Raw genomic sequence first — 24,205 nt, forward strand, 5'->3', positions numbered from 1 at the left:
GCTCTTGCCGGGCTCGCCCCGAGCGCCGACGCCCGTCAGCGGGGCCGTGGGATGTCGCCGTCCTGGTCGACCGAGTGAAGCAGTTCGATGAGACGTTCCTCGTACCGGATGCGGGCCGGGGAGAAGTCGTACGGCATCTTGACGATGGCCTCCATCGTGCTCGTCCTCGCCTCGCCTTCCTCCTCGCCGGCGTGCTCGTCTTCCTGGTCCAGGAGGTCGTCGAGGTCCTCGTCCAGGCCGGATCTGTCGATGGTGGCTCCCAAGGCGGTCTCATGAGTACACCGCTGGGCGGCCAGATCTTCGACGCGGGGGTCGTCGGGGGACATGGTGTCGTCCAGGGCCGCCTCGGCCTCGGTCAGGCGGTCTTCCTCGGACCGCAGCTCGGGGCGGGTGGCCAGGACGATGAACCGGTTGGCCTGGACGGCAGCGCCCAGGGGGCCGAACACACGCTCCGTGACCAGAAGAGTATCGAGATCGGCCGGGCGCAGGGCTCCGGGCGGCAGATCACGCAGGCGGCCACTGACCAGCGGTGAGAGCAGGCCAAGGGGGCTGCCCACCTCGCGGAGGCGGTGCACGGCGGCCCGCTGGGATTCGATGGCGGCCGCCTTGGAGGCGAGGGACTCCTCCAGCCGGGCCAGGGACTGCTCGATGCCGGTGGCGCCCTCAAAGCCGTCCCGGATGTCGTCCAGGGAGATACCCGCATCAGCCATCTTGCGGATCCACAGCAGGCGGATCATGTCGTCGTATCCGTAGCGGCGGCGGTCGTCGCTTCCGCGCTCCGGTTCGGCGAGGAGCCCGATGGCGTGGTAGTGGCGAATGGCGCGGGGTGTGGTCCCGGCGAACGCGGCGGCATCGCCGATCTTGACCCGGCGGGGAATGGCAGGAAGGGGCATGCGAGGGAACCTCTCAATGTCGTGCTCGCCGTCCACTGGACCACATGCCGTTACGGCACATGCAAGCCCGGCCGCCGTAGGCGCCCAGCGCTCCCACGCCATCAAGTGTCGTACGGATCGCCGCACGGGCAGAGAAGACCCCCCCGGATGAGCACCTGCCGGGTCGCCGGCCCGGCCGTGGGGTCTCCGGCCGTGCCCCTCGCGTCGATCGGCGGACATCTCACGGTGGCGAACGGCGCAGCACGTTCTCCTCGCCGGTTCGCTGCGCAGGCCCATCAAGCCGTCGGCTTTGGTGCGCACGCGGGTTCGGCCGCGCGGCTTTCGCGGTCGGGCTCGACCTTTGGGCAGTGCTACAGCGACCGCGATCCGGTGGTGTTCCTCGAAGTGCCGGGCGCATGCGGTCGCTCTGGCTGACGGTCACCTCCAGCGAGGCTCTACGACATCAGGTGGGCCGCGGAACGGGCCCGCTCCCACATGCCGGGGACCTGTTCGACCGGACGCTGCTGTTCGCCGTGCAGGGCGTTGAGCACGACCAGGCATCCGGTCAGGGCCGGTACCGCCCACTGTGTGGCGGCCAGGTGCCGCCGGGCCTTGTCCAGGTCGATCGGGTGCTTCTCCGCCTGTTCGGCGTCGCCGTGGTCGGTGGACGAGGCCAACTCCACCTTTTTGCCCAGGATGCGGGCGTAGGCGGTGGCGGCCAGAGCCGCGGCGGTGACGACGGTCTTGGCGGCGGTGGAGGCGCCTACGCCCTGTTGTGTGGCGACACGGTGCGCGTTCACGGCGAGCAGCCCGCCGCCGCCGAACAGGTGTGCTCCGACCGCGGCTGCGTTGACCGGCGCCCACTTCGCCCAGCCCGAGGAAGAGATCCGGTCACGTCCGGCCTCCACGCCGCCTTCGTCCTGGGCCGCACCGTTGAGGCCGACCGCCCCCATCAGTGAGCCCCCGAACCAGGCGGCCAGACCAAGATCGTGCAGGCTGCGGATGACGGTGTTGCGTTCAGACATGGCGAAACTCCCTCGGGGTCGGTCGGCAGGGCTCGGCCTACGTGGATGGCGAAGCCCACCCCACCCTCGCCGGACTGCGTATTCCCCGCCAGCACGGTGGGCCGGAGGGGTGAAACGGTGCAAAAAGCTGTTTCGGGACCGCCGCATCGTCTCCGGGCAGGAGGCGTTCGGGCTGTGGAGCGGTATCGCGATCAACGACACGTCCTCGGTCGTCGCGACCTCCTACAGCCACGGTTCCGGGGCCGGGCGGTATGCGGTGGTGGTCGAACCGACCCGCGGTGTCATGATCGTGCCGAGCTGCGTGGCCCTGGTGCCGTGGCGGTCCTTCGGGCGGCGAGACCGGGACGCCCGGCAGGACGAGAGCGCGGCCTGATCACTGTGGCCCTGTCGGGGATCGGTCTGGCGATTGTTCTCCAAGCTGCGGGAGGTGCGTCCGCGGCCGCTCCTGCTGGGTGCGATCCTCTGGGCCGCGTCGGGGCGACCGGTGTAGGTCTCCAGTCGATCACCGGCCGGCTCCGCGCCCGGCACCGACCGGGTCCGCACGTCCGGTTCCGCTTCCCGCCGATGAACAACGGCTGGGACCGTTCGAGGCCCGTCGCCGGAGCCTGAGAACGCGTGGGCCACGTGCGCCGCCCCCGACCCGCGGCCGGTGCGTCATGGCGCGGCATCCAGCCTCCACGACCCACCGGCCGGTGATCTTCGAGGACACCCCCTAACGCCGCTGGTGTCCGATGGCGACGACGCCCTTCGTCCTGGCGCCGGTCTTGTTGTCGTAGAGGACATCGCCGGTGGACCTCTTCCAGATCTTGATGTGGAAGGTGTCCGGGCCGTCGGTGGCGGTGACCCTGAAGGCGTAGCCGCTCTTGCCGCCCACCGTGCCACTGCCCTGGTAGACGCCCTGGGAGCCGTTCACCACGAGCCAGTCGGAGCCGGTCGAGCGGAAGGCGAGCCGGGCGGAGCCGAAGACGAACGTGGCCTTGCCGGTGGGGACGGCGGCTCCCTTCCGGTACTGGGCGCTCAGGGTGAACGCCGCTTTGCCGGTCAGCCCCGGCTCGGCGGGGTAGGCACCGGCCGGTGAGGTGATCACGCCGACGCCGGACGCGGGCCCGGCGGCACGGTCGTAGACGATCAGCTCCGCGAGCGTGGTGGTGTCCGTGCCCTCGTCATCGTCGGTGACCGTGACGACCGGGCGGTGGATGCCCGCGTCCCGGTAGACGTGGGCGGCGCGGCAGCCGGAGTCGGTGACCGTGCCGGTCGCCGGCCGGCTGCCGTCCTTCCAGTCGACCTCGCAGGTCTGGCTGTCGGCCGTGCCGGGGTCGTCGAAGGAGGCCGTCACCACGGCGGACTTGCCCACCGAGACGGGCGAGCCGGGGCCCTCGGCGGAGGTGATCGACGGGGCGGCGTTGGAGACCTTGACGGTCGCGGTGTCGGTGCCGCGTCCGCCGGTCAGGGTGGCCTGGAAGGTGCCGTCGTCGGTGCAGGTGAGGGTCGTGCGGGCCGCCGCGGGGTCCTTGACGGCGCACGGGGCGCCGTCCTGGACGGTCCACTTGGGGGTGCCGGCCCCGGAGACGGTGCCGGCGAGTCTGATCGCCTCGCCCTCGGTGCCGGTGGTGTCCGGCCCGGCGTGGACGACGGTGACCGGGTCGATGCCGCCCAGGGTCGGGACGACCTTCTCGATCAGGCCACCGGAGTCGAACTCCAGCTTGTCGATGGTGGTTTCGCGGTGGGTGCCGTCACCGCCGGGGATGGCGAACCGGTGGTAGGCGATGTACCAGTCGCCGGTGTTCGGGACGTGGACGACGGAGTGGTGGCCCGGGCCCTTGATGCCCAGGGACAGGTCCTTCTCCAGGATCACGCCCCGCTTGGTCCACGGCCCGGTGGGCGAGGCGCCGGTCGCGTAGGCGACGCGGTAGTTCTCGTCCCGGGTGTCGTTCTCCGACCACATGAAGTAGTAGGTGCCCTCGCGCTTGATGACGAAGGCGCCCTCGTTGTAGCCGCTCGGGGTGATGTCCGTGACCTTCGAGGTGCCGATCGAGGTCATGTCGTCGCCCAGCGGGACGACGTAGGCGCGGCCGTTGCCCCAGTAGAGGTACTTCTGGCCGTCGTCGTCGGTGAAGACCGCCGGGTCGATCATCTGGCCGCGGAAGTCACCGGCCTTCAGCAGCGGCTTGCCCAGGGCGTCCTTGAACGGTCCGGTGGGCGAGTCGGAGACGGCGACGCCGATGTTCGCGTCGGCGCAGAAGTAGAAGTAGTACTTCCCGTCCTTCTCGGTCATCGCCGGCGCCCATGCCCTGCTGTCGGCCCAGCTGACGTCCGGTCCCAGGTCGAGGATGACGCCGTGGTCCTTCCAGTGGACCAGGTCCGTGGACGAGTAGGCCTTGAACCGCGTGCCGCTCCAGCCCTCGAAGCCGTCGGTCGTCGGGTAGAGGTAGAAGGTGTCGCCGAAGCGCACGATGTGCGGGTCGGCGTTCAGCCCCGGCAGGACCGGTGTCTTCATGATCAGTGCCGACACGGTCCAGGTGCGCTGCGCGCCGTCGGAGCCGGTCACCTCGTACGTCACCGGCTTGGTGAAGTCCCGCACGCTGCCGGAGGCGGGGCTGATCGAGGCACCATGGGCGAGACCGAACTCCGGTGCCAGCGCGGTGATGTCCGTGCCCGCCTTCAGCGGCAGGGTGATCCGGCTGCCGGCGTCGTCGATCAGTGCGTCGGCCTTCAGCGCCGGGTGGGTCACCTTCGCGATGCCCGTCGTGTTGCCGCTGAGCTCCTGGACCTCCGCGGAGGTCAGCGCCCGGCCGTAGACGCGGAAGTCGTCGACCTCGCCGCCGAAGTAGGGGTCCGCCCCGTACAGCGACCTGCCGATATAGCCGCTGTGGTCCTTGTCCGCGTCGTACAGGTCGGACGGCTTGATGCCGACACCGGTCGCGCGGGCCGCCTCGAAGCCTTCGACGTACAGGACCATCGTGCCGGTCGAGCCGTCGAGGGTCACGGTGACGTGCCGCCACTGCCCCGGCGTGAGCTGCGAACCGGCCGTCACCTTGGACTCCGCCTGCCAACCGGCCTTCGTGATCGCCGAGTACAGCTTGGAGCCGCCGTTGGACGGAGTGGCGAAGAGGTACTTGTCGCTGTCGGGGCCCAGCCCGAACAGCCACTGGAAGGCGTCGCCGCCCTTCCACTTGGCGTACGTCGAAACGGTCACGCTGTCGGCGTTCTTCAGCACGCCGTTCGGGATCTTCACGTACGGAGAGGTGGTGGAGCTGCTGGAACCGCCGGACATCTTGAACGAGCCACCGTGTACGCCGCTGCCGAAGTCGGGGGTGCGGACGTAGGTGCCGTGGTGGCCGTGCCCGCTCGCGTCACGGGCGATGCTGCCGCTCGTCTCGTCGAAGTCGTAGCGCAGGAGCAGGTCCACCGGGACGTCGGAGCCCTCCGCCGACACGGTGACCTCGGCCCGGACCGGAATCGCGACGCCGTTCGGCAGGCTGCCGGTCACGGTGAAGGCGCCCGGTTGTGCGTACGACGACGCCGGTACGTCCGCCCAGCCGACGGACACCGGACGCCTGACGCCGTCGGCGTACTCGGCGACGACCGTGGCCGGCAGGACCGGGGCTTCGCCGACCCGCGTCTTCACCGACACGTCCTCGACGCTTTTCACGAGCTGGTCGGGCTGGTACGCGCCCAGCAGCCGGTCGTACTCGGCCTGGGTGACCGGCAGCACGGTGCCGTGGCGGGGCTTGGCGGGCAGGTCGTAGCCGGTGGAGGGGGTCCAGGTGCCGGAGTCGAGGTCGGTCGTCTCGAAGGGGATGTAGCCGCGGCCGCCGAACTCGTCGAGGAACGCGTACCACTTCTCCTCGGTGTTGGACTTGAAGACCAGCGGTCCCTCGGCGGCGTTCATCGCGCCCTTGCCGATGCCCTCGGCGACCGGGGTCCAGGACGGGTCCAGGATCGAGTCGCTCTTCTCCTGGAAGATGAACTTGCTGTTGGGGGTGGACGAGGTGTTGTTCCGCTCGTCCTTGGAGAGGCGGTAGTACGTGCCGTCGTGGCGGATCATCGTGGAGTCGATGACCGAGTAGCCGCGGTCGATCCAGACCTTGGGCTCGCTGAAGGTGTGGAAGTCGCGGGTGGTGGCGTACATCATGCGGTTGTACGTGCTGCCGGAGTGGTCGGCGTTGTCATACAGCTTCGACGCCCAGAAGACGACGTACTCGCCGCGCTCGGCGTCGTAGAACGCCTCCGGCGCCCAGGTGTTGCCGGCGCTGTCGGGTGACACCCTGACCAGGCGCTGGTTCGTCCAGTGCACCAGGTCGGTGGACTCCCAGACCATGATGGACTTGCTGCCGGTGCGCTGGGAGGCGTCCCAGTCGCCGTTGCCGTAGATCCTCAGATCGGTGGCGATCTGGTAGAACTTGTCGCCCTCCGGGGAGCGGATGATGAACGGGTCGCGCAGGCCCTTCTCGCCGAGGGTGGAGGTGAGGACCGGTTTGCCGTCGTTCAGTTCACGCCAGTGCAGCGGGTCGTTGCCCTTGCTGAGGGCGGCGTAGAGCTGTTCGCCGTCCGAGGTGCCCTCGCCGGTGAAGTAGCTGAACATGTAGCCCTTGAGGGCCGCCTCGGCGGGCAGTTCGGGCACCTTGGCCGTCATGACACGAGTGGCCTCGGCCTCGCCCTTGGCGACGGTGGCGGTCAGCTCGACGGTGGTGGCGCCGTCGCCGTGCGCGGGGCGGTGCACCTCGCCGTCGGCGGAGACGACGTCCGGTTTCGCGGAGGACCAGGTCACGGCCGTGCCGAAGGCGCCGCTCCTGGGCAGGGTGAGGTTGCCGCGTGCGTCGTCGAGATTGTGCACCGTGAGCGCCTCGGCCGCCTGCCGGGTGGTGGCGGCGTCGTCGAGCGCGGGCCGGACCGTGACGTCGAAGGTCTTGGTTCCGGTCACGGTGCCCTTCCTCAGGGTCGCCGTGAGCGTGGCGCGGCCGTCCGCTGAGCCGGCCTCGGGGCGGGTCACCTTGCCGCTGTCGGACACCACGGACGGGTTGTCACTGTCCCAGCTGATGGAAGAGCCACCGGCCGTGCCGGTCTTCGGCAGGTCCAGGTCGGAGGTGATGCCGCTGGTGTCGCCGAGGCTCAGGGCTTCCTCGTCGTCGGCGACACCCTGCGTGGCGACGGGGAGGGAGAGCTGCTCGACCTCCGTACCGTCCAGTGCCCGGTCGTAGACACGGAAGTCGCGTATCCGGCCCTTGAAGAGCTTGTCGCCGTCGTAGACGGACTTGCCGATGTAGTTGGCCTTGGTGGTGCCGGAGCCGATGGCGCCGGGCGTGGTGGTCACCGAGGTGTTGCGGCCGACCTCGACGCCGTCCTCGTAGAGCACACCCGTGGAGCCGGTCTGGGCGTAGGTGACGTGCTTCCACACCCCGCGGGTCAGATGGTGGGAGTCGGACGGCTTGGTGGTCTGTTCGGTCGACCAGTTGCCCGTCGCGAGGGAGGTGCGGAAGGAGTTCCCGGTGGTGAACAGGTAGCCGTTGCCGTTGCCCGCGCTGGTGTTGCCGAAGCCGTAGAGGAAGTAGGGCGTGCTCTGAGTGGAGTCGATCATCACGTCCATGGAGACGGTGATCGAGTCCATGCCCTTCATGATGTCGTCCGGCACCTTGATGTAGGTGTCGGATCCGTTGAAGGCGAGCCCCTGACCGGACGCCGACCAGTCGGCGGTACCGCTGACTGTGCCGTTCCGGCTGTTGCCGGAGGCGTCGGTCACGGTACTGCCGGAGGCTGCGCCGAGCTTGTACCACAGGGCCAGGCCGTCGGTGATGTCCTCGGCTGCGGCCGCCGGTGCCGCCTCCGCCGCCTGTGCGGGAGCGGTGGGTCCGGCGAGGACGAGCAGCATCGACGCGGCGGTCAGTCCGGCGAGATGGCCCGCCCGACGTCTCGCGCGGCTGCGAAGTCGTGCGACGTGCGTCATATGGAGGTTCCCTGCTGAGGCATGGTTGACGACGGACAAGGCGGAACGCAGAACGAAGAGCCGACGAGGCGACGGCAAGTCCCTCCCGTGGACGTGCCGTTACACGCGGGTACCGTGTGTTGCGAGAGTCTCAGTCGACTCACGGGGCAGCGTCAATAGGTTCCGAACAATGTCCGGCAGGTCGAACACATTCGTCCGGCACTCGAGTCAGGTCAGCCGCTCGCCGACCTTCTCGCGCGTCCGTGACGTGGACGCAGGGGGTCATGTCCCTGTTGCCTCTTCGCTCACGACCCGCAACCCCGCGCCTACTCCGCACGACAAAAGCCTGTCGAATCCATTGACGTCCCTGCCACCTCAGCTTTACCTTCTGGCCGAAGTTACGCACAGTGTTCGCGATTTCGAACGCACGGGCAGGTCAAGAGGCCCGGCAACGAGCCGCTCTCCCGGAAGGGACTTGTCGTGTTTCCCACCCGCGCCCGTCGCTGGTCCACGCCCCGCCGCAGTCTGATGTCGGCGGCGGCCCTGCTGGCCCTCTCTGCCTCGCTCCTGTCCGTGCAGACCGTCCACACCGCGCAGTCCGCCGTCGCGGCCGACGGCAAGCCGTTCACCAACCCGATCAAGTCCCAGAAGGGCGCCGACCCCTGGCTGGAGTACTACGACGGCAACTACTACCTGGTGACGACCACGTTCACCAACAAGCTGCTCATCCGGAAGTCCCCCACCCTCGGTGGCCTGAGCACCGCCCCCAGCGTGGAGGTCTGGTCGGACACCACCGCCGGGCGCAACGCCAACATCTGGGCGCCCGAGATCCACTTCCTCGACGGCAAGTGGTACCTGTACTACTCGGCCGCACAGTCCGGCGCCGCCTGCTGTGACACCCAGCGCACGCACGTGCTGGAAAGCTCCGGCACCGACCCGATGGGCACGTACACCTACAAGAACATCCTCACCGACGCCAGCCTCACCCCCGGCCCGACCGCTGCGCAGGGCTGGCTGATCGACGCCACCGTCCTCAAGCACGACGACAAGCTCTACCTGGTGGGCAGCGGCAAGATCAACGGCAGTACGCAGAGCCTGGTCATCGCCCCGATGAGCAACCCGTACACGCTCAGCGGCCCCTTCACGATCATCTCCAGCCCCACGCTGAGCTGGGAGACCCAGGGCGGGCCGGTCAACGAGGGCCCGGAGCCGCTGTACCGCGACGGCCGCACCTTCCTGTCCTACTCCGCGAGCCACTGCGGCACCGCCGACTACAAGCTGGGCCAGTTGGAGCTCACCGGCAGCGACCCACTGAGCCCCGCCTCCTGGACGAAGAAGCAGACGCCGGTCTTCCAGCGCAACGACGCGGCGAGCGTCTACGGCCCCGGCCACAACGGCTTCTTCAGGTCCCCCGACGGCACCGAGAACTGGATCGTCTACCACGCCAACAGCGCCGCCAACGGTGGCTGCGGCAACGCCCGGACGACCCGCGCGCAGAAGTTCACCTGGAACGCGGACGGCACACCGAACTTCGGCACTCCGGTCGCCACGGGTACGACGACGGCCGGCCCGGCCGGTGAGACCGCGACGACCCCGACCGCGTACACCGTCGTCAACCGCAACAGCGGCAAGTGCCTCGACGTCAACGGTGGCAACACCGCCGACGGAACCGACATCTTCCAGTGGAGCTGCAATGGCGGCGCCAACCAGAAGTGGCGGATCGAGGACATGGCCGACGACACCAGCCGCCTCGTCAACGTCGCCACGGGCAAGGTCGCCGACCTCGCGGGGTGCGGCTCCGCCGACGGCACCGACATCCGGCAGTGGTCCTGGCTGAACAACAACTGCCAGAAGTTCCGCCTGGTCTACCTCGGCGGCGACTACGTCCGTATCGTCAACGCCTCCACCAGCAAGGTCATGGACGTCGCCGACTGCGGCACGGTCAACGGCGCCGACGTCCGCCAGTGGTCCTGGCTGAACAACAACTGCCAGCAGTGGCGCCTCGTTCCCACCACCGCCTGATCCCGAAGGGCCGTAACAACATGAGACACCTCGCCAGACGGGTCCTGGTGGCCGCGGCGGCCGCGTTCGCCGTGCTCACCACGGTGACCACCCCAGCCCAGGCCGCGGCCCCCGCGTCCCCGGCCGTCACCTTCACCAACCCGATAGCCGAGCAGCGGGCCGACCCGCACATCTTCAAGCACACCGACGGCTTCTACTACTTCACCGCCACCGTCCCCGCGTACGACAAGATCGTCATGCGTCGGGCCACCACTCTCCAGGGCCTGGCCACGGCCGCGGAAACCACCATCTGGACCAAGCACGCCAGCGGTGACATGGGAGCCCACATCTGGGCGCCGGAGATCCACTTCATCGACGGCAAGTGGTACGTGTACTTCGCGGCCGGCGCCTCCAACGACATCTGGAAGATCCGCCCGTACGTCCTGGAGTCCAGCGCGGCCAACCCGCTGACCGGCACCTGGACCGAGAAGGGCCGCATCGCCCTGCCGCTCGACACGTTCTCGCTGGACGCCACGACCTTCACCCACAACGGCACCCGCTACCTCAGCTGGGCGCAGAACGACCCGGCGGTCGGCACCGGCACCAACCTGTACCTGGCGAAGATGTCCAACCCCTGGACCATCAGCGGCAGCCCGGTGATGATCTCCAAGCCCCAGTACTCCTGGGAGACCGTCGGCCACCGCGTCAACGAGGGCCCAGCCGTCATCCAGAAGAACGGCAAGGTGTTCATGGCCTACTCGGCCAGCGCCACCGACGCCAACTACTGCCTCGGTCTGCTGACCGCCTCCGCCACCGCCGACCTGATGAACCCGGCGTCCTGGGCGAAGACCTCCACCCCGGTCTTCAAGAGCAACGCCGCCACCGGCCAGTACGGCCCCGGCCACAACACCTTCACGGTCTCCGAGGACGGCAAGTCGGACGTCCTCGTCTACCACGACCGCAACTACAAGGACATCAGCGGCGACCCGCTCAACGACCCCAACCGCCGCACCCGTTACCAGAAGCTGTACTGGAACGCCGACGGCACTCCCAACTTCGGCATCCCGGTGGCCGACGGGGTGACTCCGGTCCGTCTCTCCTCGTACAACTTCCCGGGCAAGTTCCTCCGCCACTGGGAGTACCGCGCGAAGCTGGAGGCCGACGTCACCAACCTCGCCGACTCGCAGTTCCGGATCGTCACCGGCCTCGCCGGCAGCGGCACGGTCTCGCTGGAGTCGGCGAACTTCCCCGGCTACTACCTCCGTCACAAGAACAACGAGATGTGGGTGGAGAAGGACGACGGCACGGCCCTGTTCGACGCCGACGCCTCGTTCTACCAGCGGGCGGGTCTCGCCGATACCGCGGCCGGCGTCTCGTACGAGTCGTACAACTTCCCCGGCCGCTACATCCGGCACTTCAACAACCTGTTCTACACCCAGCCGATCAGCACGACCCTCGACCGGCAGGACGCGACCTTCTACAAGGAGTGAAGGAGCAGACGCGACTTTCTCCCAGGAGTAGGGGAGCAGGGGTCCACGTAGACCGAGCGGCGCCCGTGCACCGTGCCCACCAGGGCACGGTGCACTGCTCATTCCGGCGGCACGACCTGGACCAGACCCGACTGGTACGCCATCACCACCACTGGGCCCTGTCCCGGGCACCGAGTTCGGTCGTCGCGCGTTGGATGTGGGCGCGTACGGTCAGGGGGCCGACATAGAGCTTCTCCGCGATCTCGTCGTTGGAGTGCCCCTCGGCGGCCAGGGACATCACCTCGCGTTCCCGAGTGGTGAGGGTGGTCAGTCGGTCGCGGATGGTGAGGCACCAGTTGTCCCGGGTGCCCCGCAGGCACGCGGATGCTTTGGTCTGTCGCCTTGATCGGGTCACTCCAGGTCGTCCCATGCCCAGGAAGGGGCGGCACGCCTGTCGGGCTCCCGACCGAATCCGAACCGGTCCGCGTGGTCGCTGGTCTTGATGAACCGAGCGAAGTGTCCCGCAGCGGGAAGCCGTGCGGCCAGTGCGGCCAGTGCGGCCAGTGCGGCAACCTCAGGAGCAGCACGGTCACGCTCATGGCGGCAAGGAGCCAGGTGAAGGCGTGAGAGGCGCGCAGCCGTAGCCGGCCAGCAGCCAGTACCCACACAGCAAGCGGCTTCGCCCTTGATGGTGCCGGTGGTGTCGTGGCGGGGCATCTCGCATCCGCCGTAGTGGAAGTCGGCGGCGCCGGGTTCGTTCTTGCCGTCTTCGAACGCTTCGCGCAACTGCCGGTACAGGGCAGCGACGTCTTCCGGGTCGGAGGTGCGGGTGGGGGCGGCGGGGTTGTGGTCCGGGACGCCGTCCATGGGGCTCGGGGCCGGCGGTGTGGGCACGCCGTCGCCCATGTCGATCTCATCTCCGTGCCGTTGGCGGAAGAACGGTGACACCGTCCCACGACGTCTGCCCGGTGGCCGGGCCGAGATGTGCCTTGACCCGGCTGGCCAGGAAGTACGGCCGCGGTGTCGCAACTGTGGGCGGCTTTGCCGGGTGCGCCGGCCATGGGTCCGGCCCTGGTGCGTGACGCCTCCTGGCGGGTGCGAGGGCCGGAGCCGTCGTGTCCGGTGCGGTCAGTGCCGGTGCCTCGGCCCCGGCGGTGCTGCTCGCCCGCATGCCCCGGCCGAGGGCTTCCACTCGGCGAACGGGCTCAACGCGCTGAGCCGCTGGATGCTCGGCGGCGGCGTGCGCCGTGGTCGCGGCGCTGCCCTTCGCCCGGGTGGACGAAGCCACCCGCAGGGGCTCGTCGTCTGTCCAGGTGTTCTTGTTCGGTGCGACCGTGTCCGTGGCCGTGGTGGTGACCGGCTGCGTCGCCGGGAAGGAAGCGACGACGGGGCGGGGGCCGTGCGTACCGCGAATCGCGTGGCCTCCGGCAGGATCGCCGCTCCGGCTACCACCACGTCGAACGGCTGGATGACGGTGAACCCGTCCGACGGCTCCACGCTCGATGTCGGCGTCGGCGCGACCCGTGCGCCCGTCGGGGCAGGGGACTGCGCGAACGGAACCGGCAACCAGAGCTCCGACGATGGTGGGACCACTGAAAGAAAGGGACATGCAATGAACGCGTACGCCCGATGAGCCGCGCTCTCGCCACACCTACCGCCCGGGACCTACACCGTGACCCGCGGTTCCCGTGCTCGGGGAGCAACACCGCCCACGGTCACCGGTCCGATCGTGAGTACTGGAAACCGTGGGGAGCAGGGGCGGGGACACCGCCGGCCCGTGAAGGCGCGGCGGTGTATGCAGCCGTGTCCCTGCTGGTCAGGTCCTCCGGCGTGACGTCATGGTGCGCTGGATGAGGATGAAGGCGCACAGCAGCACACCGGTGGCGATCTTGGTCCACCAGGAGCTGAGTGTGCCCTCGAACGTGATGATGCTCTTGATCAGGCCGAGGACGAGCACGCCGAAAAGGGTGCCCAGCACGTAGCCGGAGCCGCCGGTCAGCAGAGTGCCGCCGATGACCACCGCGGCGATGGCGTCGAGTTCCATGCCGACGGCGTGCAGCGGGTCGCCGGACTGGATGTACAGCATGAACAGCAGGCCGGCCAGGGCCGAGCAGAAGCCGCTCACCGTGTAGACAGCGATCTTCGTGCCGCCCAGCGGAAGCCCCATGAGGAGCGCCGACTGCTCGTTGCCGCCGACGGCGTACACCCGGCGTCCGAAGCGGGTGTGGTGCAGGACGTAGTAGGCGACCGCGAGGACCACCAAGGCCACGACGGCGCCCAGCGACAGGTCCCCCACGCCCAGCGGCACCCGTGTCTGGGCCAGGCTGCCCACCGAGGCGTCGCTGATGGAGATCGACTCCTTGCTGATGACCAGGCACAGGCCGCGGAAGAGGAAGAGCCCGGCGAGGGTGACGATGAAGGGCTGGATCTCGAAGTTGTGGATGACGTAGCCCATCAGGAAGCCACCGAAGGCGCCTACCGCCAGGGCCAAGGGGACCACCAGGAGCAGCGGCAGCCCTTGGCGTTCGACCAGCCATGCCGTGAACATGGTGGTGAAGCCGATCATCGAGCCGACGGACAGGTCGATGCCGCCGGAGAGGATGACGAAGGTGGCACCTATGGCGGCCACCAGCAGATAGCCGTTGTCGATGAAGAGGTTGAGGAACACCTGGGGTTCGGCGAACCCGTAGTTCTGGTACCGGCTGAGGCCGCCGATGTACATGGCGAGGAACAGGGCGGCCGTGACCGCGACGGGGAGCCGCTGGTCGCCGAGCAGGCGCGCGGCGCGGGCGGCGGTGCCGCGCGCATCCGCCTTGGGGGACTGGGCGGTCGCGCTCATCGCGACACCTCCATCTCGGGGGCGGTGGCGGCTGCCGGAGCGGGCTGCGCCGGGGCGGCGTCCCGGGGCAGGCCCTTCCGGCCCTTCGCGCCGAAGACCTTGGCCCGGAACTTCGGGGACTGCAGCAGGCAGACGACGATGACGACGGCGGCCTTGAACACCAGGTTGGTCTGGGTCGGCACGCCGATGGTGTAGATCGTGGTGGTCAGGGTCTGGATGACGAGGGCGCCGATCACCGTGCCGCCGACGGAGAACCGGCCGCCGAGCAGTGAGGTGCCGCCGATCACCACGGCGAGGATCGCGTCGAGCTCGATCCACAGGCCGGCGTTGTTGCCGTCGGCGGCCGAGGTGTTGGAGCTGATCATCAGGCCCGCGATGCCCGCGCACAGCGCGCAGAACGTGTAGACCATGACCTTGATACGGGTGGACCTGATGCCGATCAGGCGACTGGCCTCGGCGTTGCCGCCGACCGACTCGACCAGGAGGCCGAGCGCCGTGCGGCGGGTCAGCGCCACGGTGACGGTCACGACCGCTGCCACCACGAAGATCGAGAAGGGCAGCGTCAGCCAGTAGCCGCCGCCGACCAGCTTGTACGGGCCGCTGTTGATGGTGATGATCTGGCCGTCCGTGATCAGCTGGGCGACGCCGCGCCCGGCGACCATGATGATCAGCGTGGCGATGATCGGCTGAATGCCCATCCTGGCGACCAGGAAGCCGTTCCACAGGCCGCACACGACCGCGGCGATCAGGCCGAGGCCCATCGCGAGCAGCACCCCGGACAGGGCGTTCTGGTCCGCCTGGTCGCTGATGTACGAACAGGCCAGGGCCCCGGTGATGGCGACGACCGCGCCGACGGAGAGGTCGATGCCGCCGGTCGCGATGACCAGGGTCATACCGACCGCCACCAGGATCAGCGGCGAGCCGAACAGCACGATCGAGACGAGGCTTCCGTAGAGGTGGCCGTCCGCCATCCTGATCGAGAAGAAGTCAGGGGTGAAGGGGATGTTGACGAGCAGCAGCACGACCAGCACCGCGACCGGCCAGAACAGGTGGTGGCGCGTCAGTGCTCGCCATCTCGAGGGGATGGTCACTGGTGTTCTCCGCTCGCGATGGTCTCGAGGATCTTGCTGGAGGTGATCTCGGGCCCGTTGCTGAGCCGCGCCACCAGCCGGCGGTCGCGGAGCACTCCGATGGTGTGGCTGAGCCGGAGGACCTCTTCCAGTTCGGCCGCGATGTACAGCACGGACATGCCGTCCTCGGAGAGGGACACCACCAGTTTCTGGATCTCCGCCTTCGCGCCGATGTCGATGCCGCGCGTGGGCTCGTCCAGGATCAGCAGCTTCGGCCGGGTGATCAGCCATCGGGCGAGGAGCACCTTCTGCTGGTTGCCGCCGCTGAGCCGGCCTACCCGGGCTTCAGGATCGGCGGGGCGGATGTCCAGCGCCTCGATGTACTTGGCGACGAGTTCGTCGCGCTGGGAGGCGGGGATGGGCCGGGTCCAGCCGCGGGCCGCCTGGAGGGCGAGAATGATGTTCTCGCGCACGGTCAGGTCGGGGACGAGCCCCTCGGTCTTGCGGTTCTCCGAGCAGAACGCGACTCCGGCGCCGATGGCGTCGTTCGGGGCGCTCATCGCCACCTGCCTGCCGTCGATGGACACCTTGCCGCTGTCCGGCTGGTCGGCGCCGAACAGCAGCCGGGCCAGTTCGGTGCGGCCGGATCCCAGCAGGCCGGCGAGTCCGAGGACCTCGCCTTTCTTGAGCTCCAGGTCGAAGGGGGCGATCCCGCCGCTGCGGCCGAGCCCTTCGGCCTTGACCAGTGTCTCGCCGACCCCGGAGCGCATCTGGTGCTCGTGCAGCTCCTCGAGCTGGTCCAGGGCCTTGCCGATCATCAGCTCGATCAGTCCCACCTGGTCGAGGTCGCGGACCAGGTGCTCGCCGACCAGGGTGCCGTTACGCAGGATGGTCATCCGGTCGCAGACCTCGTAGATCTGGTCGAGGAAGTGTGACACGAACAGGATGGCGACGCCCTCGTCCCGCAACTGCCGCATCAGACGGAAGAGTTCGAGGACCTCGTCGCGGTCGAGACTGGAGGTCGGCTCGTCGAGCACGAGGACCTTGGTGCCGGATCGCTGGCCGTCGAGGTCGCCGGCGCCCACCGACCGAACGATGGCGACGAGTTGCTGGACGGCCAGCGGATACGCGGACAGCGGCGCGGTCACGTCGATGTCGAGTCCAAGCCGGTCGACCAGCTCCGCCGCCTCCTTGCGCATCCGCTTCCACTGGATGCGCCCCGCGCGGGTGGGTTCGCGTCCGATGAAGATGTTCTCCGCCACCGACAGGTTGGGGCAGAGGTTGACCTCCTGGTAGACGGTGCTGATGCCGGCCTGCTGCGCCTGCAGCGGGCTGCCGAACCGTACCGACCTCCCGTCGAGGGTGACAGCGCCGCCGTCCAGGGGATGGACGCCCGTCAGCACCTTGATCAGCGTCGACTTCCCGGCGCCGTTCTCGCCCATCAGGGCGTGGATTTCGCCGGGGAAGAGCCGGAAGTCGACGCCCGACAGAGCCCTCAGCCCCGAGAACTCTTTGACAATGCCCGTCATCTCCAGGACGGGCCGTGGCTCTGCCATGGCAGCGCTCCTCATGAAATGGGTTCAGGCCCGCGGGGAGCCACCTCGACCGAAGGTTCTCGGTCGGCCGGAGGCTCCCTGCCGGTGGATGCGGTCGGTCAGTACTTACGGGTGGGGAGCGCGTCCTTGGCCTGGTCCTGCATGAAGTCGCCCTCCTTGGTCTTGATCCAGCGCTCGACCGTCTCGCCGTCCTTGACCTTCTTCACGACCTCCATCAGCTGGGGGCCGAGCAGCGGGTTGCACTCGACGATGGCGTTGATCTTGCCCTCGGACATGGCGACGAAGCCGTCCTTCACTCCGTCGATCGAGACGATGAGGATGTCCTTGCCGGGCTTCTTGCCTGCCGCTTCGATGGACTGGATGGCGCCGATGGCCATGTCGTCGTTGTGCGCGAAGAGAACGTTGATGTCCGGGTTGGACTGCAGGAAGGCCGCCATGACCTGCTTGCCGCCGGCGCGGGTGAAATCACCGGTCTGGCTGATGACGATCTTCCAGTCGGCCTTGTGCTCCGCGTCCATGACCTCCTTGAAGCCCTTGGCGCGCTCGATCGCCGGGGCGGCACCGGTGGTGCCCTCCAGCTGCGCGATCTTCACCGCCCCCTTGTGGCCGGCTTTAGCCAGGACCTTCTCCAGGATCCGGGCCGCGCGCCGGCCTTCGTCCGTGAAGTCGGAGCCGACCAGGGTCGCGTACAGGGACTCGTCCGAGGTCTCCACGGAGCGGTCGGTGAGGACCACCGGGATCTTCGCGGCCTTGGCCTCCTTGAGCACCGCGTCCCAGCCCGTGACGACCACCGGCGAGAAGGCGATCACGTCAACCTTCTGCGCGATGTAGTTGCGGATCGCGGAGATCTGGTTCTCCTGCTTCTGCTGGGCGTCGGAGAACTTGAGGGAGAAGCCCGCCTCCTTCGCGGCCGACTTCACCGAGTCGGTGTTGGCGCTGCGCCAGCCGCTCTCCGAGCCGACCTGGGAGAAGCCGAGGGTGATCGCCTCAGCGCCGCCACCGGAGGAGGCCGACGTGCTGCCGTCGTCCTTGGCGCAGGCCGCGAGTCCGGTCGCAGCCGCCACGCCGACCGCCGCGGTGAGGAAGTTTCTTCTGTTGAGCACGTTTCTTCTCCTTCGATGAGCCGGCCCGGGAAGTGGACTCGGTTGCGTGGGGCCGCTTCTGACGTTCCATCGGGAACGGCGTCAGCAATGACGTTCTCTTGACCGATCAATGTTCGATATGTCGAACATGCGGCGATGCTGTCATGGGGAGGGAGGGGGCGGTTCGGTGTGGGGCGGCGCGGTGAGGAGCCGGGGCCGATGATCGCGGTATCGGACCGGTGGCTGCGGAGGGCTCGGGCGGGGGACGGGTTGGAGGATCGCGGGTTCCGCTCAACGGGTCGGGGAGGTCTGCCGTGTGCTCGGGTGTGCCACGGCCGTACCCCTGACGCATCGTGTGAATGCGGTGGTCATCATGGCGTTCTTCCGTTCCTGCTGGTCAAGGGGTTGTGCGAAAGCAGGCCATCACGTTTGGGTAACGCGGTGCAGTGATGGGCGCGCAGCAGGTCCGTCATCCGGCACTGCGGGGCGCTCGGCTGTCTCGCTCCCATGGCCGACGCCGCGACCGGCCCGAGCGGTCGGGGCTGTCCGGTACTTCGGACATTGTTCGAAAGGTATTGACGCCGACTCACGCGCCCCTTCAGACTCACGCCGCGACGTCCAACGGCGGAATCGTGCATGCCGGCCGGGCCTCGCCCTCCCTCGTCAGGCATGTCTTCTTCCAGGGACGTGAACCCATGCCCAGCGTCAGACCTCAGGGCCGCCGAAGAACCCGGCCGGGCGTTCTGACTGCCGTGGCCGCCGCCGTCTCGCTCCTGGTGGGCGTCGTCGGCCCGTCGGCCCCCGCCCGGGCCGCGGAGACCACCGGCGGGCCTGGTCCTCTGGTACAAACTCGACGCCACCTCGGGCACCGTGGCGGTGGACGCCTCCGGCAACGGACGCAACGGAACCGCGGGCTGGTCGGGCACAGGGCAGGGACTGACGTTCGACGGCTCCGACACCTACATCAAGGTGCCGGACGACATCATGGGCGGCATGAACTCGATCACCGTCTCGATGGACGTGCAGATCGAGGCCACCCGGGCCACGCCGTACTTCCTCTACGGTTTCGGCAACACCAGGGACGGCGCCGGCCATGGGTACCTGTTCGCCACCGGCAACTCACTGCGGACCGCCATCGCCTCCGGAACCTTCTCCACAGAGCAGAACACCAGGACGTCCGCCGCGCTGCCGCGCTCGGTCTGGAAGCACGTCACCTACACCCAGACCGGCACCACGGGCGTCCTCTACCAGGACGGCGTCGAGGTGGCCGGCAACACGTCGGTCACCACCACCCCCGGCTCCATCGGCTCCGGCACCACCACCGCCGACTACATCGGCAAGTCGCTCTACAGCAGTGACAAGCTCTTCCAGGGCAAGATGCGCGAGTTCCGGGTCTACGACCGCGCGCTGACACCCGGCGAGGTCCTCGAAGGCTGCGGGAACACCACGGGCATCTTCCGCAGCATCACCACTCCGCAGGTCTGCATCGACGGGCCCGGTAGCCAGGGCATCATCGACACGCAGATCATCGAGGTCCCGTCGGGCGTGGGCAACTACCGCGTGACGAGCTGACCCACACCGCCAACCCCGGTGCCCTCTCCACCACCCTCCCCGTACCCAACAGCGGGCGTGGTGGGCGGGGAGGGCACCGGCATGCCCGAGCGGCAAGCCACCCGGCGTCCCGGCCCTCATCCGGGGTGACCCGGTGCGAACCGAGCCCGGGAGCCCGGTGAGGGCCCACTTGCTGCTCGGAATCAGACGAGCCGCGGCCTGCGCCGTGCCGGAGCCGAAAACCTCCGCAGGACACGCACCACCCAGCCGACCTGACCGAGCCCTAGTAGGAGGCGGTCACGGTGGGGTAGTCCGTGTATCCCTCGGCGTCACCGGCGTAGTACGTGTCGTGGTTGCCGGTGGCAAGAGGATGACCGTGGGTGAGCCGGTCGACGAGGTCCGGATTGGCGATGAAGGGGGCACCGAAGGAAACCGCGTCAGCCAGCTCTCGTGCGAGTAGCTCGTTGCCGCTCGCCTGGGTGAAGCCGAGGTTGGCGATGACGGCGCCGCGGTAGTGGGCGCGATAACGGGTGAACGCGGCGCACGTCAGCCCCGACGCTCTCGACGACGCCCATCCCCTCCGCCGGGGGGCCGGGCCTCCGGCTGCCGTTCCGAGGGCCCCGCCAGTGCCTCAACCCCGGCCAGGTCGCCCGGATGGACGGGCCGGACCAGCATGCGGACCAGGACCTCCCCGGCGCCGGGGAGCAGCCGATCGGGCTGTTCCCGCAGCGTGAGTACCTGTGCGGATTCCCCTTGCCGGGCGTGCACCACAGCGCGCATGGCTCCTCCACCCCACCTTTTGATGATGGAAAACATCAAAACAATGATGAGGGGTAACCTTGAAACGGTCAATCACAGTCCGACGCCGGAGGGCGGGCATGCCGCGGATCACCAGGGAAGACAAGGCCAGGAATCGGCAGAACATCGTCGAGGCGGCCGGGCGCATGTTCCGCGCACAGGGCATCGACGCCGTCGGGATCGCAGAGCTGATGAAGGAAGCGGGCCTGACCCATGGCGGCTTCTACAATCACTTCGCGTCCAAGGACGATCTCGCCGCCGAGGTGTGCAGCGCCTCGTTCGCGGCGTCTCTGGGCGTCCTGGAACAGGCCGTTGCGGAAGGGGACGATCCCGCCGGTTCACCGCTGAGGCGAGTGGTGGACGACTATCTCTCGGTCGCCCACCGCGACGCCCCGGACGGCGGCTGCCCCTCCGCCTCGCTGGTCACCGACGCCGGACGGCACAACGACACGATCCAGCGCTCGTACGCGGCCGGCGTGGAGGGGTACCTCACGGGCTTCGCCGCAGAGCTGGCCCGTGAGCAAGACGAGGAGAGCACTCCAGGCCAGGTCCGGGACCGGGCCGTGCTGTTGCTCAGCACGCTGGTCGGGGCGATGGTGCTCGCCCGAGCCGTGCGCCACGTCCGGCCCGAACTGTCCGACGAGATTCTGCGGACCTGCCGTGCTCATGCCCTCGACTGATCAGCTTCAGTGGCACGGCCACGGCCACGGCAGCGTGCCAGGACGCTGCCGTGGAACCGGGTCACCCGCGGACGGGGTGAGGGTGGCTGCGAGGTGGAGTGCGGGCGGGCCGGTAAGCGAGGGCGATCCTGTCCGTCCGCAGAGCCAGGCCGTGCCAAGGCTCGAGCCGGTTGATGCACCACGGCCCACCTGATCAGCCGCCGGTGAGCGGTCCGCAACGAGCCGGCTCGTCCGGCAGGTCGCGCCGCGGCGAACCGGCGCGGTACTTCCACGCGGTGGCCTCCAGGATGCGGCGGTGATCCGGCCGCGATCCCCTGTAGGCAAAAGACGGGCAGCAGTACGGGTGCCCGCCCGTGCAGTCGCTCCGTGCGCGCGGTGCGCCTGTCGTGCTCCGCGTCCCACGGCACCGCGACCACGCGCGGTGCCGTGGGACGCCGGACGGCTCAGCCGAACAGCGCGTCGTACACGTCGCTCTGCCAGTAGGTGACGAAGGCGGAGCTGTTGAAGTACGTCCCACCGTCGGGCAGGTTCAGCGTCGCGGCGTTGCCGACCGAGCCGTTCGCCTCCCTGTTGGCGAAGGACACGCCCAGGGTCTTGGCGGTGTGGCCGCTGTGGCCGTCGGGGGAGGAGGTCCCGATGCCGGCGTACCCGGACTCTCCGGGAGCCAGCGTCACGACGGCCTGGGGCTTGCTGGACTCCAGCCACTGGATGGGAGCCTGGGCGCCGGCGCCGGCGCCCAGGTACGGCGCGTAGTAGAGGTTGCAGGGCTTGGTTCCGGTGTTGGTGGCCGTGAGCAGCAGGTGGTTGATGGGCCGGCGGACGTCCTCGACGGTCAGCTTCGTGTTCTCCGTGGTGCAGGCGGCCTTCGTCGGGGTGGCGGCCGAGGCGGTGTGGGCGGTGGCCTGGACACCGACGAGTGCGAGGGCGGCGGCGACCAGGGAGGAGGCGGCCACGCGAGTGGTGGAGCGACGTGCGATACGCATGGGTGAACTGCTTTCTTGTGAGATCGGGTTCCGGATCCGATCGATGGTTGCCGGCCAGTCAGATTCGCGGCCGAAAAGGGAGGTTGCGATCCGCATCACCGCCCTTGAGCCGGGCGGCGTGCTTGGATGACCCAAGCCTGTGCCACGCTCCGTCCCAGCCGCCATTCCAACCGGGCCTTTTGGAACGCTGGGATGGCGGCACTGGCTCTGAACAGGGGGAATGTCCCATGCGTGGGACGTCGAATGAGATGGAGGACCGGTGGGGGCGGCTGAGGAGACAGCTGATTTCGCGGCGCTTCTACGCGAGTTGAAGCAGCGTTCGGGGCTCAGTTACGAAGCTCTGGCCAAGCGGGCGCACATGAGCACGTCGACGCTGCACCGCTACTGCAAGGGGGAGGGGGTACCTGCCGACTACGCGTCGCTCTCGCGCTTCGCGCGGGTGTGCAAGGCGACCCCGCAGGAAGTGGTTGAACTGCACCGTCGGTGGGTCATGGCCGACGCGGCACGGGAGCGCTCCCGGCGAGCCGGGGCGGACAGGGCGGAAGGGGCGCCGGCGGCCGCGGGCCGGGACCGCGTGGCGGAACCCGGCTCCGAGTCGGAGGGTGCATCTAGAGCGAGAGCGGGATCCGGGACGGGAGCCGGGGCCGACTCCGAGTCGGCCGTCCTGCCCGGGTCTGCGGCGGCTGTGGTGCCGGGGTCCGGGGACCGAGCCGTGCCGGTGTCCGGGGCGGGAGTCGCCCCGGGATCGAGGGCCGAAGCCCTGCCGGGGTCCGGGGCCGCCGACGCGTCGGATCCGGGGCCGGCGGACGTGCCCGGGCCCGTATCGGGGACCGGGGACCTGACCGGAACCGGGGCGGAGTCGCCGGCGGAGGTGGGGGTGCCAGGGCGGTATGCGGTACCGCGCCGCTCCTTCTTCCGGAAGCGGCGGGTCATGGTCGCCGCGAGCGCCCTCGCCGTGGTCGCCCTGACGACGGCGGTCCTGGAAACCATCGACGCCGGCGCGTCCCCGGGCGGCCGACCGCGGGCCGCGACCCAGGCCACCGATTCCCGGGAACCGCGCGAGGTGGCGTCCCCGCCCACGTCCCCCTCCGCGCGGCCGAGCCGGTCGCCCGCCTCGAAGTCGCCGAGCGCGAAGCCGTCGGCGTCGGCGGCGACGACGGGCGGCGGTGCCGCCGCGGCCCCGGACCGTGCACCGGAGGCCGCCCGGGACGATGACTCCGTGCCGCTGACGGTGAGCGCGCGAGCCCACGACTGGGAGAACTACTGCGGGACGCACTATCTGGTCGACCGGCCACCCTCCCAGGTCCCCCTGCCACCGTCGACGCTGCAGGATGCCGCGAAATGGGCGAGCGACGCCGGCGCCGTCTCCTCGGGCAGGCATCGTGTGTCGCTGACCGTCCAGGGCACCGGGGACAAGGCCGTCGTCATCACATCACTGCATGTCCGCGTGGTCGGCTCGGGCGCGCCCTTGGACTGGAACGCGTTCGTGATGGGGGTGGGCTGCGGCGGAGGGATCGAACCGAGGGAGTTCGACCTGGACTTCGATTCGCCACGGCCCGCCGTGCGGCCGAAGGGGGGCCAGCGCGGCTTTCCCTACAGCGTCAGCCAGTCCGACCCGGAGGTGCTGTACATCACCGCCCACACCAGCAGCCGCGATGTGAAGTGGTACCTGGTGCTGGAGTGGAGCAGCGGCGGCCGCCAGGGAACGATAGAGATCAAGGACGGCGGAAAACCCTTCCGTACCGCTTCCATGACGGGCCGTCCGCTCTACGGCTACCTGCCCGGCAGCACCGAGTGGGAGAAGCAGCCGCAGCCGCAGCCGTAGCCGTCAACCGGGCCTCGGCGCCGCAAGCCGTGGGCCGGCCGGGAAGTCCGGCCGGCCCACTGGCGTGCTCGCGGTCCTCAGGGGGAAGGGCACCGTGTCCGCGGCGGAGGTGTGCCAGTTGGTGACGACCGGTTCGACGGCCGTGAACGGGCCGCCCCACAGCGAGACCGGGTTCGGGTCGTCGTCGCCGATCGCGACGGTAAGCGTGCGGCCAGACCGTCTTGACGTCGTCGGCCAACTGGCGCGGGGATCCGAAACCTGAGCTGCGACGCGACGGGTTCTTCTTTGACGATGCCTGGATCCGCCAGATGGTCGCCGGCCATGGCTACCGCAGCGTCCCCGCCCCCCTACGGGCACGCAGACACCCCCTACTCCCACGGCCACCACGGTGATCACCATGGCGGTCACCGCTCCGGGCCTGGCATGGGCACCGCCGTCGCCGCGGGCGCGGCCGGACTCGCCGTCGGCGCGGCCGGCGGCTTCGTCGCCGCCTAAGTCGTCGTCCTCGTCGGCGCCTTCTTCGAAGGCGCC

General features: G+C 69.1%; 14 protein-coding genes and 4 pseudogenes. 7 read left to right on the forward strand and 11 right to left on the reverse strand.

The features are described from left to right. Positions 1–35 precede the first annotated feature (35 nt). Both ABTX62_RS05985 and ABTX62_RS05990 read right to left on the reverse strand, forming a co-directional pair. On the reverse strand, positions 36–893 hold the full coding sequence (locus ABTX62_RS05985; RefSeq protein WP_352115025.1) for a MerR family transcriptional regulator: 858 nt from the start codon (positions 891–893) through the stop codon (positions 36–38). Positions 894–1,327: 434 nt separating this feature from the next. Further along, positions 1,328–1,897 (reverse strand): hypothetical protein, encoded by a 570-nt coding sequence (locus ABTX62_RS05990; protein ID WP_352115026.1) that lies wholly within the window; start codon positions 1,895–1,897, stop codon positions 1,328–1,330. Between the two features lie 109 nt (positions 1,898–2,006). Between ABTX62_RS05990 and ABTX62_RS05995 the strand changes: the two genes are divergently transcribed. Further along, positions 2,007–2,270 carry a putative sulfate exporter family transporter gene (locus tag ABTX62_RS05995; protein ID WP_352115027.1) on the forward strand — a complete coding sequence of 88 codons (264 nt, stop codon included), beginning with the start codon at positions 2,007–2,009 and terminating at the stop codon, positions 2,268–2,270. Between the two features lie 339 nt (positions 2,271–2,609). Here the strand turns inward: ABTX62_RS05995 and ABTX62_RS06000 are convergent, their stop codons facing one another. After that, positions 2,610–7,841 (reverse strand): family 43 glycosylhydrolase, encoded by a 5,232-nt coding sequence (locus ABTX62_RS06000; RefSeq protein ID WP_352115028.1) that lies wholly within the window; start codon positions 7,839–7,841, stop codon positions 2,610–2,612. Between the two features lie 507 nt (positions 7,842–8,348). Here ABTX62_RS06000 and ABTX62_RS06005 point away from each other — a divergent pair. Both ABTX62_RS06005 and ABTX62_RS06010 read left to right on the forward strand, forming a co-directional pair. Further along, positions 8,349–9,842 (forward strand): family 43 glycosylhydrolase, encoded by a 1,494-nt coding sequence (locus tag ABTX62_RS06005; RefSeq protein ID WP_352115042.1) that lies wholly within the window; start codon positions 8,349–8,351, stop codon positions 9,840–9,842. Positions 9,843–9,862: 20 nt separating this feature from the next. Further along, a complete protein-coding gene (locus ABTX62_RS06010; RefSeq protein WP_352115029.1) occupies positions 9,863–11,311 on the forward strand; it encodes a family 43 glycosylhydrolase in 1,449 nt (482 codons plus the stop codon). Positions 11,312–11,409: 98 nt separating this feature from the next. On the opposite strand, the pseudogene ABTX62_RS06015 reads toward ABTX62_RS06010, so the two are convergent. The 6 genes and pseudogenes from ABTX62_RS06015 to ABTX62_RS06040 form a co-directional block, all read right to left on the reverse strand. Further along, positions 11,410–11,624 (reverse strand): annotated as a pseudogene (locus tag ABTX62_RS06015) (response regulator transcription factor); the annotation flags it as partial. 77 nt (positions 11,625–11,701) lie between these two features. Continuing rightward, a complete protein-coding gene (locus ABTX62_RS06020) occupies positions 11,702–12,196 on the reverse strand; it encodes a hypothetical protein (RefSeq protein ID WP_352115030.1) in 495 nt (164 codons plus the stop codon). Between the two features lie 910 nt (positions 12,197–13,106). Continuing rightward, the gene (gene yjfF / locus ABTX62_RS06025; protein WP_352115031.1) at positions 13,107–14,129 is read right to left on the reverse strand and encodes a galactofuranose ABC transporter, permease protein YjfF; all 1,023 of its coding nucleotides are present in this window, start codon (positions 14,127–14,129) and stop codon (positions 13,107–13,109) included. After that, positions 14,126–15,220, reverse strand: a complete 1,095-nt coding sequence (locus ABTX62_RS06030) for an ABC transporter permease (RefSeq protein ID WP_352115032.1) — start codon at positions 15,218–15,220, stop codon at positions 14,126–14,128. The genes yjfF and ABTX62_RS06030 overlap by 4 nt, the downstream gene beginning before the upstream one ends. After that, positions 15,217–16,755, reverse strand: a complete 1,539-nt coding sequence (locus ABTX62_RS06035) for a sugar ABC transporter ATP-binding protein (RefSeq protein ID WP_352115033.1) — start codon at positions 16,753–16,755, stop codon at positions 15,217–15,219. Before ABTX62_RS06035 ends, ABTX62_RS06030 begins: the two co-directional genes overlap by 4 nt. Before the next feature lie 98 nt (positions 16,756–16,853). Then, positions 16,854–17,858 (reverse strand): ABC transporter substrate-binding protein, encoded by a 1,005-nt coding sequence (locus ABTX62_RS06040; RefSeq protein ID WP_352115034.1) that lies wholly within the window; start codon positions 17,856–17,858, stop codon positions 16,854–16,856. A 674-nt stretch (positions 17,859–18,532) separates the two neighbouring features. Between ABTX62_RS06040 and ABTX62_RS06045 the strand changes: the two are divergent. Next, a pseudogene (locus tag ABTX62_RS06045) lies at positions 18,533–19,262 on the forward strand (LamG domain-containing protein); the annotation flags it as partial. Between the two features lie 1,004 nt (positions 19,263–20,266). Next, on the forward strand, positions 20,267–20,866 hold the full coding sequence (locus tag ABTX62_RS06050; RefSeq protein WP_352115035.1) for a TetR/AcrR family transcriptional regulator: 600 nt from the start codon (positions 20,267–20,269) through the stop codon (positions 20,864–20,866). Positions 20,867–21,048: 182 nt separating this feature from the next. On the opposite strand, the pseudogene ABTX62_RS06055 reads toward ABTX62_RS06050, so the two are convergent. Continuing rightward, positions 21,049–21,197: pseudogene (locus tag ABTX62_RS06055) on the reverse strand (transposase); the annotation flags it as partial. Positions 21,198–21,309: 112 nt separating this feature from the next. Further along, the gene (locus ABTX62_RS06060) at positions 21,310–21,849 is read right to left on the reverse strand and encodes a DUF4232 domain-containing protein (protein ID WP_352115036.1); all 540 of its coding nucleotides are present in this window, start codon (positions 21,847–21,849) and stop codon (positions 21,310–21,312) included. 259 nt (positions 21,850–22,108) lie between these two features. On the opposite strand from ABTX62_RS06060, the gene ABTX62_RS37860 reads away from it, so the two are divergent. After that, positions 22,109–23,674 carry a helix-turn-helix domain-containing protein gene (locus tag ABTX62_RS37860; RefSeq protein WP_502997907.1) on the forward strand — a complete coding sequence of 522 codons (1,566 nt, stop codon included), beginning with the start codon at positions 22,109–22,111 and terminating at the stop codon, positions 23,672–23,674. Positions 23,675–23,964: 290 nt separating this feature from the next. After that, a pseudogene (locus ABTX62_RS06075) lies at positions 23,965–24,169 on the forward strand (sporulation protein); the annotation flags it as partial. Positions 24,170–24,205: the final 36 nt, after the last annotated feature.

The organism is Streptomyces sp. NPDC096046, assembly GCF_040303285.1.
GTDB lineage: Bacteria > Actinomycetota > Actinomycetes > Streptomycetales > Streptomycetaceae > Streptomyces.

Coding starts and splice junctions, on each gene's coding strand:
- ABTX62_RS05985 (WP_352115025.1), bottom strand. CDS start 893: ATGCCCCTTCCTGCCATTCCCCGCCGGGTCAAGATCGGCGATGCCGCC.
- ABTX62_RS05990 (WP_352115026.1), bottom strand. CDS start 1,897: ATGTCTGAACGCAACACCGTCATCCGCAGCCTGCACGATCTTGGTCTG.
- ABTX62_RS06020 (WP_352115030.1), bottom strand. CDS start 12,196: ATGGGCGACGGCGTGCCCACACCGCCGGCCCCGAGCCCCATGGACGGC.
- ABTX62_RS06000 (WP_352115028.1), bottom strand. CDS start 7,841: ATGACGCACGTCGCACGACTTCGCAGCCGCGCGAGACGTCGGGCGGGC.
- ABTX62_RS06060 (WP_352115036.1), bottom strand. CDS start 21,849: ATGCGTATCGCACGTCGCTCCACCACTCGCGTGGCCGCCTCCTCCCTG.
- ABTX62_RS06005 (WP_352115042.1), top strand. CDS start 8,349: ATGTCGGCGGCGGCCCTGCTGGCCCTCTCTGCCTCGCTCCTGTCCGTG.
- ABTX62_RS06010 (WP_352115029.1), top strand. CDS start 9,863: ATGAGACACCTCGCCAGACGGGTCCTGGTGGCCGCGGCGGCCGCGTTC.
- ABTX62_RS06050 (WP_352115035.1), top strand. CDS start 20,267: ATGCCGCGGATCACCAGGGAAGACAAGGCCAGGAATCGGCAGAACATC.
- ABTX62_RS06035 (WP_352115033.1), bottom strand. CDS start 16,755: ATGGCAGAGCCACGGCCCGTCCTGGAGATGACGGGCATTGTCAAAGAG.
- yjfF (WP_352115031.1), bottom strand. CDS start 14,129: ATGAGCGCGACCGCCCAGTCCCCCAAGGCGGATGCGCGCGGCACCGCC.